At 43.2% G+C, this 16,009-nt stretch carries 14 protein-coding genes and 2 pseudogenes; 10 read left to right on the forward strand and 6 right to left on the reverse strand.

All coding sequences use genetic code 11. The features are described from left to right. Positions 1-109: 109 nt before the first annotated feature. Together Q0541_RS08470 and Q0541_RS08475 are read right to left on the reverse strand one after the other, a co-directional pair. Positions 110-1,108 carry an alpha/beta hydrolase gene (locus Q0541_RS08470; RefSeq protein ID WP_298908205.1) on the reverse strand — a complete coding sequence of 333 codons (999 nt, stop codon included), beginning with the start codon at positions 1,106-1,108 and terminating at the stop codon, positions 110-112. 459 nt (positions 1,109-1,567) lie between these two features. Continuing rightward, positions 1,568-1,765, reverse strand: coding sequence for a hypothetical protein (locus Q0541_RS08475; RefSeq protein ID WP_298908208.1), 198 nt, complete (start codon positions 1,763-1,765; stop codon positions 1,568-1,570). Positions 1,766-1,889: 124 nt separating this feature from the next. Between Q0541_RS08475 and Q0541_RS08480 the strand changes: the two genes are divergently transcribed. Continuing rightward, entirely contained in the window at positions 1,890-2,267 is a 378-nt protein-coding gene (locus tag Q0541_RS08480) for a hypothetical protein (protein WP_298908211.1), read from the forward strand. Between the two features lie 13 nt (positions 2,268-2,280). Here the strand turns inward: Q0541_RS08480 and Q0541_RS08485 are convergent, their stop codons facing one another. Further along, positions 2,281-2,478 (reverse strand): hypothetical protein, encoded by a 198-nt coding sequence (locus Q0541_RS08485; RefSeq protein ID WP_298908213.1) that lies wholly within the window; start codon positions 2,476-2,478, stop codon positions 2,281-2,283. A gap of 340 nt (positions 2,479-2,818) precedes the next feature. Between Q0541_RS08485 and Q0541_RS08490 the strand changes: the two genes are divergently transcribed. The 3 genes from Q0541_RS08490 to Q0541_RS08500 all read left to right on the forward strand — a co-directional run bounded on the left by Q0541_RS08490 (position 2,819) and on the right by Q0541_RS08500 (position 5,868). Then, positions 2,819-3,463 carry a Uma2 family endonuclease gene (locus Q0541_RS08490; RefSeq protein ID WP_298908216.1) on the forward strand — a complete coding sequence of 215 codons (645 nt, stop codon included), beginning with the start codon at positions 2,819-2,821 and terminating at the stop codon, positions 3,461-3,463. Positions 3,464-3,557: 94 nt separating this feature from the next. Then, positions 3,558-4,502 carry a fatty acid desaturase family protein gene (locus tag Q0541_RS08495; RefSeq protein ID WP_298908219.1) on the forward strand — a complete coding sequence of 315 codons (945 nt, stop codon included), beginning with the start codon at positions 3,558-3,560 and terminating at the stop codon, positions 4,500-4,502. A gap of 127 nt (positions 4,503-4,629) precedes the next feature. Then, positions 4,630-5,868, forward strand: coding sequence for a bifunctional sterol desaturase/short chain dehydrogenase (locus tag Q0541_RS08500; RefSeq protein WP_298908222.1), 1,239 nt, complete (start codon positions 4,630-4,632; stop codon positions 5,866-5,868). 186 nt (positions 5,869-6,054) lie between these two features. On the opposite strand, the gene Q0541_RS08505 is transcribed toward Q0541_RS08500, so the two are convergent. After that, entirely contained in the window at positions 6,055-6,210 is a 156-nt protein-coding gene (locus Q0541_RS08505; protein ID WP_298908225.1) for a hypothetical protein, read from the reverse strand. A gap of 323 nt (positions 6,211-6,533) precedes the next feature. On the opposite strand from Q0541_RS08505, the gene Q0541_RS08510 reads away from it, so the two are divergent. Continuing rightward, positions 6,534-6,749: a hypothetical protein gene (locus Q0541_RS08510; RefSeq protein ID WP_298908228.1), complete on the forward strand. Its 216-nt coding sequence runs from the start codon at positions 6,534-6,536 to the stop codon at positions 6,747-6,749. Between the two features lie 166 nt (positions 6,750-6,915). Here the strand turns inward: Q0541_RS08510 and Q0541_RS08515 are convergent, their stop codons facing one another. Then, positions 6,916-7,545: an NAD(P)-dependent oxidoreductase gene (locus tag Q0541_RS08515; RefSeq protein ID WP_298908231.1), complete on the reverse strand. Its 630-nt coding sequence runs from the start codon at positions 7,543-7,545 to the stop codon at positions 6,916-6,918. A gap of 232 nt (positions 7,546-7,777) precedes the next feature. On the opposite strand from Q0541_RS08515, the pseudogene Q0541_RS08520 reads away from it, so the two are divergent. From Q0541_RS08520 to Q0541_RS08530, 3 genes and pseudogenes are all read left to right on the forward strand, one after another. Continuing rightward, positions 7,778-7,882, forward strand: a pseudogene (locus tag Q0541_RS08520) (transposase); the annotation flags it as partial. A 6-nt stretch (positions 7,883-7,888) separates the two neighbouring features. Next, positions 7,889-8,029 (forward strand): annotated as a pseudogene (locus tag Q0541_RS08525) (transposase); the annotation flags it as partial. Positions 8,030-8,041: 12 nt separating this feature from the next. Continuing rightward, on the forward strand, positions 8,042-8,182 hold the full coding sequence (locus Q0541_RS08530) for a DUF4277 domain-containing protein (RefSeq protein ID WP_298908412.1): 141 nt from the start codon (positions 8,042-8,044) through the stop codon (positions 8,180-8,182). A 124-nt stretch (positions 8,183-8,306) separates the two neighbouring features. Here Q0541_RS08530 and ahcY read toward each other — a convergent pair whose 3' ends face one another. Beyond that, positions 8,307-9,584, reverse strand: a complete 1,278-nt coding sequence (ahcY, locus tag Q0541_RS08535) for an adenosylhomocysteinase (protein WP_298908233.1) — start codon at positions 9,582-9,584, stop codon at positions 8,307-8,309. A 597-nt stretch (positions 9,585-10,181) separates the two neighbouring features. Between ahcY and Q0541_RS08540 the strand changes: the two genes are divergently transcribed. Next, on the forward strand, positions 10,182-11,840 hold the full coding sequence (locus Q0541_RS08540) for a mechanosensitive ion channel family protein (protein WP_298908236.1): 1,659 nt from the start codon (positions 10,182-10,184) through the stop codon (positions 11,838-11,840). Positions 11,841-12,320: 480 nt separating this feature from the next. Then, positions 12,321-15,674, forward strand: coding sequence for an efflux RND transporter permease subunit (locus Q0541_RS08545; RefSeq protein ID WP_298908239.1), 3,354 nt, complete (start codon positions 12,321-12,323; stop codon positions 15,672-15,674). Positions 15,675-16,009 lie beyond the last annotated feature (335 nt).

The following is a 16,009-nucleotide window of genomic DNA, read 5'->3' on the forward strand; positions in this document are numbered from 1 at the left end:
ATCGTGAAATGAGCTTCTGAGTGTGGGAGGTGTGGGAAGAAGAATTATTGAACAAGTTTTCTCCTGCTCCTCCCTCTCTCCCCACACCTCCCACACTCAGAAGCTCATTTCACGATGATCTCACTTTTTCGCGTTGCTCCTTTTGGAGGTTTGTTAGAAACTCGATGAGCAATCTGTTAACTTCGACTGGGCGTTCTTGCTGAATCCAATGACCAGCGTTTGGTAGCAATACTTTCTGCCTCAGGTTGGGCACGTTTTCCTCTAGGGTGTCGAATGCTTTACGGTACATTGTGATCACTGCATCTGCTTCTCCCGCCACAAACAATGTTGGCTGGTGCAGCTTTACGCCACACAGAAACGGTGTTAGTTCCCAGATTCTATCGATGTTTCGATACCAGTTCAACCCGCCCCGGAAACCAGTCCGCTCAAACTCAGAGGTGAAAAAGTCGATATCCTGGTCTGTTAACCAAGCCGGAAGTTGCTCCGATGCGTAACTTGTGTCTATTGGCTTTTCCGACTTGCTAAACAGGAAGCGCCAACGTTTTTCTGGTGGTGGATCTCCTGAGGCGGAGTAGAGAATTGAACGTATAGTAGCGCGAACATCAGACTCTAGTTCCGCCTCAGCTTTACCTGGTTCTTGGAAGTATAGTTGATAGAACTCCTGCTCGCCTGCCATCAACTTCATTGCTTCTGTCGGTCGAATGTCTGACCAACTGCGGGGTTGATAGGGCACACTTAGCAGGGAGATAGCGTGGAAGATATCTGGACGGAGTAGGGCACAGTACCAGGCAACGGGCGCACCCCAATCGTGTCCAACAATAATTGCTTGTTCCTCACCCAACGCATGAACCAGACCAACAATATCACCTACCAACTGGAAAATATGATATGCCTCAATTGGTTCCGGTATTGAGGTCTGCCCATAGCCACGTTGGTCTGGTGCTACTGCGTGGAACCCTGCTTCAGCTAATGCTGATAACTGATGCCGCCAGGAGTACCAACATTCTGGGAAGCCGTGACATAAGATGACCAATGGGCCTTGCCCCTGTTCGGCAATATGCATCTTGATGCCGTTGGTTTCGATGAAACGGTGAGTTACTAAAGTCATGTTTCCTCAATTCCTTTTTTCGGGTTGAAGCAGCTCTTTTCATGTTGGCAAATGAATTACAAAAGTTAAAAAGCCAGATGCTGCCCTCACTGAAAACTAATTAATGGGACTTATCATCAAGAAAGTGAAAAGTTACCAACGGTATCTTCTCTACCTGTTTCCAACACCGTCACCATTATCTAGCACAAGGGGGTCAGCCCCTTCGGGAAGTCAAAAGTCAAAAGTCAAAAGTCAAAAATAACAACCCCATAAATAAATTTAGGGGCTTGTAACAAGGAGCGGAGGCGGAGTGTCTCCGCCTCCGCGCCGTATTTCTTGCGTTGCACGTCTCGAAATACATTTTTTCTTTTTCCATAAATAAATTTAGGCGATGCACGCTCGCTAGCCGAAGTGGGCTTGTACCTTTTTCTTTCTGGTCAGGGTGGAATGCTTTTGCTCCTGTTGCGGCTGATCAAATGATTAAGGGTTACTCTTACCCTTATTTTTATCTAGCTTCTCTTGGATAGCTTCTCTGCAAAACTCAGGAGGGTTCTCTTGTTGCTGTACCTCTTCCTTCATTTCCTTAGTCATACGTATATTCATTTTCTCAGTCAACGGTTCTTCTCTATCTGTGGTAAACGGTTTTAAACTCTTCGGGTTCCCTTTGGGATTAGGCATTGTATATAAATATGAAAATAATCTCTGAAACACAAGGAAGCAAGTGTTTAATGATTAATCAGTGGGTATGTAAGCCAACGAAACTTGTTACCCACTGATACCACTTTTGAGAAATGGTAATTCCATGTTTACACGATCGCAACTTGAAATCAAAACTGTTCCAGAGTTACGTGACTTATGCCGTCGATACGGTATCAAGCCAACAGGAAACCCCGGATACAAAGTTTCCTACATCACATCTTTGCTGGTATTCCCCCAAATAGCATTACAGCAGCTAAGACAAGGAAAGGGATTAAAATCTCCCGGTTTGAGCGTTATCCAGTTTTTTGAGGGAGTGATAGATGAGATGAACTCACCCACTGATGAGCAAGCAGCACTGATCAAAATCACAATGGAAGGTAAAAGAATGAATTACCCAGATAGGTATGACCAAGAGAACCTGCTGAACTTACACAAAGCTAAAATTCACTTGGAAATGGCTATTGGATTACTCAGGCAGTAAAATTAATTTCTAATCAGTAACTCTTGACTCCCTTCATTCCAGAGGGGAGTTTTTTATGTATCATAGTTATTTTTGATAGTTCACTTACATTAACTTTCCCATAATTGCGATCGCCTGGGTTGGGTGCTTGGTGCGATCGCAAATCTACAGTCTCCAAACGTCGAAAATCCGTAGTGTGACACTTGAGAGTGTAAGAACTAGAATATTCCATACAAAAACTCCGTTCACCAGTATCAAAGACTCATTAACGGAGTTCAAAGACTCATTCACGAGTATCAAAGACTCATTCACGAGTATCAAAGACTCGTCAGCGAGTATAAAAGACTCATTCACGAGTATCAAAGACTCGTCGGCGAGTATTAAAGACTCGTCAGCGAGTATCAAAGACTCGTTAACGGAGTTCAAAGACTCATTCACGAGTCTTATTAATTACTGATTGTAAATATTCTCCGCATCCTTGTGTCCCTATCTCTGGTGCAATACGCTTAGAAGAATAAACCTTTTTTCTTTTCCTCTGCCTCCCCTGCTCTCCCTCCCTGAGGAATAAAGCCATGACTCAAGCTTTACGCAAACTAGTTACATTCGATGAATTTGTTGCTCAATACCCAGACAACCCACAACGACGTTATGAGCTCCATGATGGAGTAATTGTTGAGATGGCACAACCAACAGGCGACCATGAAGAGGTTACAGGATTTTTAGCCACAAAAATCACATTAGAATATAGTCGTTTAAATCTTCCTTATTTCATCCCAAAAACAGTATTCGTCAAACCACTCGAAAACGAATCAGCTTATTCACCAGATGTCCTGATACTAAATCAGCCCAATTTAGTGAACGAACTTCTATGGAAAAAAGCATCTACTGTAAGCCTTGCTGCATCTATTCCTTTAGTAGTAGAAGTAGTGAGTACCAATTGGCGTGATGATTACCACAAAAAATACGCTGACTATGTTCGCGTAGCGTCTCGAAGAGAGGAAATGGGAATTCTTGAATACTGGATTGTGGACTATGCCGCATTGGGCGGTAGAGAATTCATTGGCAAGCCAAAACAGCCTACTGTCTTGGTTTGCTGTTTAGAAGAAGGTGAATATCTAATTAATAAATTTCGAGGTAATGACCGTATCCAATCACCAACATTAAGAGAGTTGAATTTAACCGCAGAACAAATTTTTCGCGCTGGTGTGGTCAGCTAAATTCACGGTGTCTATTAAAATTACAGCAGGAGTCAGAATTCAAAAGTCAGAATTCAGCAGTTAGAAGCGAACCCACGCCGGCCTACTTAAAATTATGTCTAATAAAGCAATTATTCAATCTAAATTATTGGAACCCAAAGCTGATAATGAGCAAAAACTCTACCAAATTCTCACTATACAGGAATTAAGTCTTCTAAACGATCGCTCCAACTCCAAAGGACTAGTTCAACTGGCTTTTCATCTCACTGTTATGGGTTTGAGTGGCTACTTATGGGCAACAAACTTTGGCAATTGGTCGGTGGCTATACCAGCACTGGTAATCTACGGCTTCAGTCTGGCTTCGATGTTTGCACCGATGCATGAATGTGTTCACAGAACAGCTTTTGCTAACAATCGTTTCAATGATGCTGTAGCTTGGTTTTCCGGCTTGCTCTCATTTTACAACAGCACGTTTTTTCGTCGTTATCATAAGTGGCATCATCGCTACACTCGCGTTCCTGACAAAGATCCGGAATTGACCGATCCCAAACCGAGCAACCGGGGTAAATACTTGTTGATAATTAGCGGTTTACCGTGGTGGTGGGGTAAAATACGTGGGCATTTTCAGGTTGCAACTGCTCAATTTGACGATTTTCCATTTGTGCCAGAAGCAGCACGAGCCGAAGTTATTCGCTCCACACGTTGGCAATTAGGTATTTATGCAGGTGCGATCGCTATCTCAATTGCAGTTGGTCAGCCTTGGTTTTTCCTCTATTGGCTGCTACCCCTGCTTATTGGTCAACCGATTCTCCGGTTTATTCTGTTAGCAGAACATACAGGTTGTACTCTTAACGCAAATCTGCTCACGAATACACGCACAACGCTGACCCTCTGGCCGGCGCGATTTTTCATGTGGAATATGTCATTTCATGCAGAGCATCATTTGTACGCATCAATTCCGTTCCACGCCCTACCAAAAGCACATCAGCAGTTGAGCAAACACTTTACCCACATTGAACCTGGCTATCTAAAAGTCAACTGGGATATTGTGGCTAAATAGGGGTAGTTGGTAGGATGACAATAAGTCTATTTGATTTTTGTTTGCTCTAGGCTCGACCTTAATGCACCTTTATCAGATGATCATGAAGAATGATTAAGAAAAACGAGTATAGACAAACGTGATAAAAATGCTATCTGAAAACTTGATTGGAATTGAAGCAAGATTACAAATTAATTGGGTTTGGCTAAATGCCAGCTTACAGTTTGCTACTTGGGGGCTTTTTTCACTTTTACTCGCTGAGGTCTTAAGAGACAGCTACCATGCTTTGTGTCACCAAGTCAATTGGCTTGCTAAATGGCACAACAAGCACCACATGGCCTATCGCCGTGATTTATCGATAGTTTCCCCGAAAGTTTATCAAGAATCTCAGCTCTATCACGACATTTTAGAGTCAAGTCTACTGCTGCTGGTATTGGTAGTCATTGCCTTAATTGTCCAGCAAATCGGGTTATGGCTGGGAGTAGCTTATGCTTGCACCTTTTTATATGGCGCGTCCTTGCGGTATTTCCAGGGAAAAATTGATACAGACTACAACCATTTACCCGGCCCTTTAGAGACAATTCCATCCATTTGGTGGGTGAATCGCTCTTACCATTGGCGGCATCATTTTGATGATGTCAACGCTTACTACAGTGGCGTCTTTCCCCTAGTGGATAAAATTCTTGGTACAGGACTGTCCCTCAAGGGTAAAACCGTCGCTTTAACCGGAGCATCAGGAGCGTTGGGGCAAGCATTAACGGCTGAACTTGTAAAGAATAATGCTAAAGTCGTTGCATTAACCACCAATCCAGAAAAATTATTAGAGCAAGTTGGGGTGAAAGTGGTTCCCTGGCAGTTGGGTAAGGAAGCCGAACTGAGGGATAGTTTAGAGAAAGTAGATATTTTAATTATCAACCACGGAATCAATGTCTACGCCAGCCGCACACCAGAGGCTATCAACTCCTCCTATGAGGTGAATACCTTTTCAGCATTGCGGTTGATGGATGTATTTTTGACAACTGTGACAGGCGCACAAGCAAAAGCAACGAAGGAAATTTGGGTAAACACTTCTGAAGCTGAGGTTTCTCCAGCGCTGAGTCCGCTTTATGAACTCAGCAAGCGATCGCTAGGGGATATTGTTACCCTCAAGCGATTGGACGGGGATTGTGTAATTCGCAAGTTAATTCTTGGCCCATTTAAGAGTCAACTGAATCCTTATGGAGTGATGTCTGCACAGCAAGTTGCTCGTGCGATCTTATTTTTGGCACGGCGAGACTTCCGAAATATTATTGTGACAATAAATCCTCTCACCTATCTGCTGTTTCCCTTAAAGGAAACTAGTACATGGCTATACTATCGAATCTTCAGCCGGACTGCGAAAAGTTAATAATTTCCAGGTGATAACCCAGTTCCTACTTCAAATAGTTTAGGATCTTAAACTTCAGAACTTACAACTTTCATAAGGTGCGTTAACGACAGCGTAACGCACCTACTAAACTACTTTATAAATGAATTAATAATTTTTGATCACCATTAATAAACCATAAGAAAATATGGGTATCTAATAATAGTTTCATTTACCATCAAAACTATTCAAAATCTCTTCAGGTAAGGGACTATCAAAATCATCTGGAACAATGAACTCCCCAGCACATAAGCCATAAGGTCTAATTTTTTCAGCCGTGGCTGAAACTGGTTTAATTTCTGCAATAGGTTTACTTGCTTGCATGATAATAATACTTTCTCCTGCTGCTACTTGTTGAAGATAGCTAATTAAGTTTTGCTGGATTTCATCAATTGTTACGGTTAATATGAGATGTGTATGTAGGAATATTTCTAGTATATCAAGTTGAGAGTTTTAAATTATAGCAATTACTATTCCAGATTTAGCAGCAGCTTTTAATAATTAGACTAATGAAATACTGTTAATGAAGAATAAATCATGAATATCCAAATTAAACCTGAATTAGAGCAAATTAACCAAGTGCGTAACAAATGCTCCTCCTGCTATTGATTATGCACCCCCTGGAATTATAAGGGGAATTAATCGCTATGCAAGAATTAACGATTGAGGATTTATTAACTATTGGTCAAAGTGAAGTTCCAGAAAGTCAACAAAAACTACATTTACAACTTTTAGATAAAAATCAAACTAATCAATTAAGTGAATTAGATAGATTATTGTTGCGATCGCCCAGAGGAAGTACAGATTATTTTATGCTGAAAAAAGCCTATACTTATGCACTTTTAAAGCAAAGCCGCCCTTGACAAACTCAACGGCTTTCGCCTTTAAGTTATCCAGCTTGTTGCTATCAAAACGTACAAGTCCTCGTACCTGCATTTCGCCTTTGTCTCGCGTTGGCGATCTTGGTGCTTAATTAGCCGCTGATGCCAGCAATCAGCACTGTTGGGTTTGCCATATTTTTTAGCTCCGTTAATAACAAATGAGGGGTGTTTGGTTCAGATAGCGATCGCTAGTGAGTTGCTGTAGGACAAAAGCCGCCACATCCGCCCGCGAAATTTTCCCTGCCGTAACCCCCGTTAAGTCAGTCAGAACTCGGTAATTCCCTTTTGCAGGGTCATTGGTTAATATTCCTGGACGAACGATCACCCAATCCAGATTACTCTGACGAATCTCGGCTTCCTGACGATCTTTGTCGTCGTAGATTCGCTTCAATATCAGCGGTAGAATCAGCTTGTCATAAAGCAAGCCGCCGTGACCTTTACTATCGCCTGCTCCAAGTCCGGTGATACAAATTAATCGCTTGACGCTGTGACGCTCCATTGCCTGAAGCAACTTTTTTGTGCCTTCTGACAACAGCGTCACAGATTCAAGACTGATTTTTTTAGTGCCTAATGAGCTAATGACTGCATCTTGCTGCTGCACCGCATCTAGCGAGGCAGGGTCAAGGATATCCCCCTTCACAATTTGAAGGGAGTTGTGCTGCATTTCAAACTTGTCGGGATTACGAACTAGCGCAGTTACTTCGTGTCCTTGGGCTAAACCTTGCTCGACAATCTGCTGTCCCGTCGGTCCCGTTGCCCCAATGACTAAGATTCTCATCTCTGTTTCTCACTTACAAGACTCACAATATTTATCCCACATTCTGCACCCCCAACTGTCACACAGCCAAAATATAGTACAGAGGAACTAAACAAAGAACAGCAAACAGAGGCTTAATGATCAGAAATAGCATTGAGTCCAGCAACTGTTAATTAGCGCTCTTTTATTACTCCGAAAAAATAAAATATTTGTAAATTGGGTTGAACATTCGTGTTACCCAACAAAATCGAGGATTCTTAGTGTTGGGTTACCCTTCCGGAAGTGGCGAGCGTTACCTGGGGACTTTCCGTTGTGGCAGACGGTATACACCTATTTTCGTAATTGGCGCAAAGATGGAACCAAAAAACGTTGGGTGGTGGAACGCACTTTTGGTTGGCTGATGGGGTGTCGGCGATTGGTTAGAGACTATGAGTTATTGCCCGAAACATCGGAGACATTTATCTACCTTGCCTCCATCCACATTATGGTAAGGCGACTGGCATAAATAGTAGATGCAATTGGATTGGTAGAAATAATTAATGATTTAATAGGTGAAGAAAAAGCAGAAAAAGTTAACTCTGGTCATGTTGTTAAAGTCATGATTTTGCATGGATTAGGATTTATCTCTAAGCCACTATGTATAACTACTACAAAATGAAGTGCAGAATGTTAGTTGTATCTCGTACTATTTGCATTTAACCTGCGGGTTTGCAGTATGTACGAAACACAAAAAAAGGGATAAGCCCAAAAGCCTATCCCCTAAAAAATCAATTAATCAATCATCAAGTTCCAGTAGTCCAAGAATTGGTGTACTCAATTTGATCTGGTGTTAACGTATCAATCTTAATTCCAATCGCCTCCAACTTGAGTCGGGCAATTTCTTTATCCACATCAATGGGAATTGAGTGCAAGCCAGGTTCTAACTTACCTTTATTCTTCACGAGGTATTCAACAGCTAAAGCTTGGTTGGCAAAGCTCATATCCATTACTGCGCTGGGGTGTCCTTCAGCCGCAGCCAGGTTAATCAAACGTCCTTGTCCGAGAACGACAACTGATTTACCACTTTGCAGTTTATACTCTTCAGTGAAGGGACGAACTTCCTTGATTTCCTTAGCTTGAGAAGCCAAGTATTTCAAGTCAAGTTCAATATCAAAGTGACCGGAGTTACAAACGATCGCACCGTCTTTCATCACATCGAAATGCTCGGCGCGAATTACGTGCTTGTTACCTGTAACTGTGACAAATAAATCACCAACTTTAGCAGCTTCTGCCATTGGTAAGACGCGGAAACCATCCATTACGGCTTCAATTGCCTTGATCGGGTCAATTTCGGTAACAATCACGCTACCACCCATACCACGAGCGCGGAGGGCTGTACCTTTACCACACCAGCCGTAACCAACTACGACAATGTTTTTACCAGCCAGCAGAATATTTGTGGCGCGGATAATGCCGTCTAGGGTCGATTGCCCAGTACCATAGCGGTTATCAAAGAAGTGCTTGGTATCAGCATCGTTGACATTCACTGCGGGGAAGGTGAGAACGCCATCTTTGAACATGGCCCGGAGGCGCACAATTCCCGTTGTGGTTTCTTCAGTGGTGCCAATCAAATCGGCAATTTGGTGTTGGCGCTCTTGGATTAATGTGGCAACCACATCGCTACCGTCATCAATAATGACGTTGGGGCGGTGATCTAGGGCGATTTGAACGTGGCGGCTATAAGTTGCGTTATCTTCACCTTTTTGGGCAAAGACGGGAATTTCATGATCGACGACGAGGCTAGCTGCTACGTCATCTTGCGTTGATAAGGGATTGCTAGCAATTAGAAGCGCGTCTGCACCACCGGCTTTCAGAGCGATCGCCAAATGTGCTGTTTCGGTTGTAATGTGGGCGCAAGCCACAAGCTTTAAGCCAGCAAAGGGCTTTTCTTGGGCAAAGCGATCGCGGATTTGCCGCAAAACTGGCATCTCGCGTCCAGCCCATTCAATGCGCTGTCTTCCCAAGGCAGCTAGGCCGAGGTCTTTAACCTCGTGCTTTAATCGGGGAGAAGTTGCGGTCATCAAAAGTTACCTCAAAAAATTAAAAATAGCTACGTAAAATTTACGCACTCTACTAGGTTATTCTACTACTGGCGATTTTTGCTTGGAATTAGCAAACTACTAGTCAAACAATTTTGGATTTTAGATTTGCAATTTTGGATTGAAACAGACCATAAGGATACTTGGCTCTGATGATTTTAGATTGACGATAGCGCAGTGTTAGCGGGTTATCGAGCGTATGATTGGATTTGTTCTATCCACAAGGGGTAGGGCTTGAACCAATTTTCAATTCCAAAATCCAAAATCTAAAATCTAAAATTGGCACGGTCAATAGTCCTCAAAACTAGCTTGACGTTTGATCAGCATAATGTCAACTTCATCCCCAGCTTCTTCCTTTTTGTTTTATCTTTGGTAAGAGTAAGACTGTTCTCAGCCTTACCTGCTAATTTTAAGTATATTGTCATCTTTCTAAAGATAGATAATAAAAAAATATCAAAATTTAATTATCTAATGGGAATGGGAAAACTTCAACTTTAGATAGGTACATTTACAAAAAGTAATTGCGGAGGATGGTTATAGAAGTAGTAACTAGTAAATTTTACTCAAGGAGGTGTTTAAGTGCGCTTTCAATTTTTGGCGATCGCTAGTTCAATGGCCATAGCCGTTGTATCTGTGCCAAAAGCCACAGCCCAAATTCCTTTGTTACCGCAGCTGCAAGCTCCCAGCAGTGTAAGTAATGATTCAAATAATAGAGTTGCTACAGGCTGGATTTATTTAGATGGTCGGCGGTTATTTCAGATAGCGGCATCAAAAGCCAACTTTCCTGAGCGTTCAGAAGATATTCAAAAGAAGTTGCAGAAAATTAGCCAAAGTTACATTAACTCACCAACAAAAACAGAACTCAACGTAAAAATTCGCACAGTAAACGACTTACCAGTAATTTATGTCAACGACCAATATCTGATGACGGTCACTTCTGAGGATGCTGGATTGCGAGAGGTAGATATACGGACATCAGCAGAGCAAATAAAGGAATCGTTACAAGAAGACTTGCAAAAAGCAAAGCAAGAAAGACAAACTCAATCTTTAATCGACCAAGGTAAAATTGCTACGGGCATCGGACTGACAATGATTGTGATGAGTTGGGGGGTATATAGCTGGCAAAGGCGTTCCAAAAAAGATTTATTACACCCCATTGCCTCCCAACCCTCCAGAGGGCCCTTAAACTCCCCAATTTCACCAGCAGTAGCAGCAGCTCAACCAATTGCAACACAACTGAATCAACGGCAAAAGCAGCATCTCCAAGAAGTCAAAAGACGATTGTTTCAGCTAACTCAAGCCGGAATTTGGGGAAGTGGAAGTTTCTTTATTTTGGGTCTATTTCCCTATACACGACCATTTCAGGTAGGAATTCTCATAGCCGCCCAATTTCCTTTGCGATTAGGTGTCGTGTTCTTGGGAACCTATGTAGCGATCCGTTTTACCTACGCCCTAATTGACCGCTTCACTACCACTCTGATCAGCAGTGGTGCTTTATTGACTCCAGAAAGTTCTGAACGGCTGCAACTGCGAGTTTCTACATTTTCTGGCGTGACTAAAAGCATCGCTACTGGTATCTGGATAGGAGTAGGCTTCTTGCTAGCGCTGGTGTCATTGGGGATAGATATTGTTCCCTTGCTAGCGGGTGTGAGTTTAGTTGGTGTTGCAGTGTCTCTGGCCTCGCAAAACTTAATTAAAGATGCGATTAACGGTTTTTTGATCATTCTAGAAGACCAGTACGCTTTAGGCGATGTGATTTCTGTGGGAGACGTGGGAGGCTTAGTAGAAAATCTGAATCTGCGGATGACCCAACTGCGGGATTCGGAAGGGCGCTTGATCACGATTCCCAATGGTGAAATTAAAGTTGTTGCCAATCTTTCTAGTCGTTGGTCACGAGCCGATTTAACAATCCCGATCGCCTACCAAGCCGATACAGAACAGGCTTTGAAATTGATTGAAACTGTTGGTTCCCAGATGAATCAAGAAATACAATGGCAGTCTCAAATTTTGGAGCCGCCGCAAGTTTTGGGAATAGATCAATTTGGCGATCGCGGTTTGATTATTCGCGTCTGGATTAAAACACAGCCTCTCAAACAATGGGATGTAGCACGGGAGTTTCGCCGCCGCCTGAAAGTTGCCCTAGACCAAGCTGAAATTTCCATTTCTGTGCCTCAACAAGCAATTTGGGTGAATGATGATCATTTGTTAAATTTTCAGGGTAATGGCAAAGATAATTAGAAATTTTAATTCATTACCGCATTTTTCAGTTGATTAACCCAAATGACCTCTCTTTTACCAGAGAGAGGCTTTGAATCTGCCTCTTCCAGCTAACAAAAGTTTTTCCGCTTTCCTGTCCTTCTTGGAGAGGTTTCAATCCGGTTCAGTTAACGTTTTATGATTTTGAAGATCCCTCCAAGGGGAGCAAGTGACACCCCTGAAAAAGGCTTGCTCATAACCCTTTTTTACCCACTTTTTAAGGAGGTCGCCGCAGACGGGGGGATCATTAAACAAACCGTATTGGCAGAGGTTTATCGGTTGGATACAACACACAGTAAGAGGTTATATCTTTACATTGGTGTCAACTTCAGGGAAAACATACCCAATATCCAGTACACTGTAACCAATTTTGCGCGATCGCCAACACTAAGCCTTAATAAATCCTTATTATTAATAACAAGCTACTTCGTCCGTAACCAGTATCAAACTTTTCCTTGATTTATGTTTGTCAATACCTTCATCAGACGTCCAGTCCTGACGACGGTCTGTACGTTCATCATTTTGCTGCTGGGAAGCATCTGTATTCCGATTCTGCCGATTTCTCAGCTACCAGACCTCGCCCCGGTGCAAATCACCGTTAGCTCCAACAATATTGGTGCGGATGCTCAAACAACAGAAAGTACTGTCACCAACATTATTGAGCGACAAATTAATGGTGTTAAAGATGTATCTTATATATCTTCTAATACGGGTAATGATGGTTTTAGCAATATAACTGTCTCCTTTCCAACTAATGTCAATAGCGATATTGCTCAAGTAAACGTTCAAAATAAACAAGCCCTTGCTGACCCTCAATTGCCAGATACTGTTCAACGAACAGGTGTTACCGTTGAAACGGCATCAAGCAGTCTGCTTCTGGTCTTTGGGTTTTACTCAGAAAATAATGAGTATGACAACATTTTTATTAGTAACTATGTTGATCTGTTTATTTTCGATCAGATCAAACGGCTTCCTGGTGTAGGAAAAGCCACGATTTTTGGAGAGCGCAAATATGCCATGCGTCTTTGGCTTGATCCCAACAAGCTTGCCCAACATCAACTAACTCCTCAAGATGTGGTAACTGCCCTGCAAGAACAAAATATTCAGGTGGGTGCAGGGGCAATTGGTAAGGAACCAGCACCAGATAATCAAAGCTTTGAATTTGCTTTACGGGCAACCAGCCGATTTAAAGATGCAGCTGAATTTGAGGATATGGTGCTAAAGGTAAGTCAAGGTGGCACCAATAGCACCACTAATAGCAACACTAATAGCAATACTAATAGCACCACTAATAGCAACACTAATAGCACCCTAGTTAAGGTCAGAGATGTCGGTCGAGTTGAACTGGGAGCAGAGAGCTATCTCGCTGATGCCAAATTCACCCTACCAGGAAATACTCCCAAGGCAGCCGTGGGTTTGGGGATATATCAACTTCCGGGTAGTAATGCCCTGGACGTTGCCCATGCTGTTGAAGAGCAGATCGCAATACTATCGAAGAGTTTTCCACCTGGACTAAAAGCACAGTTGGCATTTGATACTACTCCATTTGTAGAAATTTCTTTAGAAGAAGTTCTACACACTCTGGTTGAGGCGATTATTCTGGTGGTCTTGGTAATTTTTGTCTTTTTGCAAGACTGGCGAACCACGATCATTCCTACTGTTGCGATCCCCGTTTCCCTGATTGGGACATGTGCGGCTCTGTTGGTTTTAGGATTTCAGATTAATACACTGACCTTATTTGGTTTCGTTCTGGCGATCGGTATCGTCGTTGATGATGCCATTATTGTGGTGGAGGCAGTTGCAGTCAAACTAGAGCAGGGCATGAGGCCCTATGATGCTGCTGTCGAAGCTATGAAAGAGTTAACTGGGGCAATCATTGCCACTTCACTTGTACTCATGGCGGTATTTATTCCAGTAGCATTCATTCCGGGCACTACTGGGATTGTCTACAAACAATTTGCGTTAACTGTTGCTTGCTCCATTGGCATCTCGACCTTCAATGCCTTAACCTTCTCTCCGACTATAGCAGCCATCCTGATGCGCCCAGCTCAGACTCCACGGGGCCCTTTAGGCTGGTTTTTTACGCAGTTTAATCGGGGATTTGGCTGGTTCACACGCCGCTATGTCGGGTTTGTTAGCTACCTTACCCATGTCAAGCCGATTGTAATTGGGGTTTTCATCACTGGTTTAGTAGCAACGGTTTTGATGTACAGAGCAGTGCCTACCGGATTTATTCCAGAGGAAGACCAGGGTTACTTCTTTGTAGTTGTCCAGGGGCCTGATGGGGTTTCTTTGAAATACACCGAATCTGTGATGAATAAGGTTGTCAAAGAAGTAACATCGCTTCCCGAAGTTCAAGCTAGTTTTATGATCAGTGGCTTTGGTTTCGATGGCAATGCTTCTAATTTAGGCATTGCCTTTGCTAACCTGAAACCCTGGAAAGAGAGAACTCTAGAATCTCAGTCTGTCTATGGAATACTTCAGAGGATGAACAAAAAGCTCTCTGCAATTACAGAAGCCAGAGCGATCGCTGTGAATGCTCCTCCGGTTAGAGGGCTAAGTACTACGGGTGGTTTTGAGTTTATCATTCAAGACAAAACCGGAAGTGCGCCGATTCAAACCCTGGTTGATACTGCTAACAAATTCATTGCGGCGGCAAATAAAAAACCTGTTTTACAACGAGTCTTCACTCAGTTCACCGCAGATACTCCCCAATTTGACATCCAAGTGAACCGCAACCAAGCCAAAGCTCTTAACGTCGAGCTCAGCACCATCTTTGGGACATTGCAAAGTTACTTGGGGTCGCAATATGTGAATGACTTTGTGCAGGGACAGCGACAGTATCGAGTATATGTCCAAGCAGATGGAGTGTTCCGCTCTAATCCAGATGATATTGCTAAGCTGTATGTTCGCTCTGCAAGTGGGGCGATGATTCCGTTGAGCAATCTGGTGAAAGTTACTCCCTTTGTGGGGCCGAAAACCATTTCGCATTATAACTTGTACAGGTCAATCAAAGTCCAGGGCGCTCCTGCTCCTGGTTCTAGTTCTGGAGAAGCAATTAAAGCGATGGAGCAAGTTGCAGCAGAAGTTTTGCCTCAAGGATTTGGTTACGAGTGGACAGGTACTTATCTCCAAGAGAAGACATCTGGGGGAGCTACAGGTCTAATTTTTGGTTTAGCGATCATAATTGTCTTTCTGGTGCTGTCGGCTCAGTATGAGAGCTACATTGACCCGCTGATTATTTTGCTGACGGTTCCCTTAGCAGTGTTGGGAGCGATGACAGCACTTTGGCTACGTTCCAATATTTTCATGGCAGGTAGCCTTTTCCCCAAAGTGGTGGATGATATCTATTGCCAGGTAGGTCTAGTGACTTTGATTGGTCTAGCCGCAAAGAATGCGATTTTAGTCGTGGAATTTGCCAATCAACTGCATGAACAGGGCATGAGCTACACGCGGGCGGCGGTGAAAGCGGGGCAAGAACGTCTGCGACCCATCTTAATGACTTCCTTTGCAGCGCTGTTAGGATTTTTGCCCTTGGTGATCTCTCAAGGGGCTGGAGCCAGCAGCCGTTGGTCTTTAGGAACAGCGCTCTTTGGGGGGCTGATGCTTTCAACATTCTTGAGTTTGTTCTTAGTGCCAATTCTGTACATCTTAGTCAAGACCTTGGCTCAGGCTATATTTTCTCAGAAGCGATCGGGAGGTTCAAAGCCTCCAGATTCTCCTAACGGAGCTTCAGCATCTGAACATAAAGCTCTGCCTGCTGGCTCAAGTCAGCCAGAGACACAACTCAGGTCTCAGCAGGATGGGATAACCTGACTTTTGCCATTCGCCTTCTCTACGAAACCCTACGCGAACACAAAGGTTGTGTAATAACCAACCACGCCACAGTACTTAAATCCCTTCTAGTTCCCCTTCTCCCAACTCAGGAGAAGGGGTTAGGGGATGAGGACAACCCAAGAAGGCTTACTAGCGCTAGTAGTCTGTCAAGTTTAAATTTATACGTAAGCAAGTTCGTAGTAAGGACTTAAGTCCTTATTTTCTAAGCACTAAAGAGGAGCATCTCAATGAGTGTAAAAACACGTCTGCCCTGACAAATGGAATTCACGCGCCACTTGACGCCAGACCCGCCTACAAAGCTGGCTCCTCTACTT

Origin of the sequence: uncultured Nostoc sp., assembly GCF_937863485.1 — a bacterium.
Taxonomy (GTDB): Bacteria; Cyanobacteriota; Cyanobacteriia; order Cyanobacteriales; family Nostocaceae; genus Nostoc.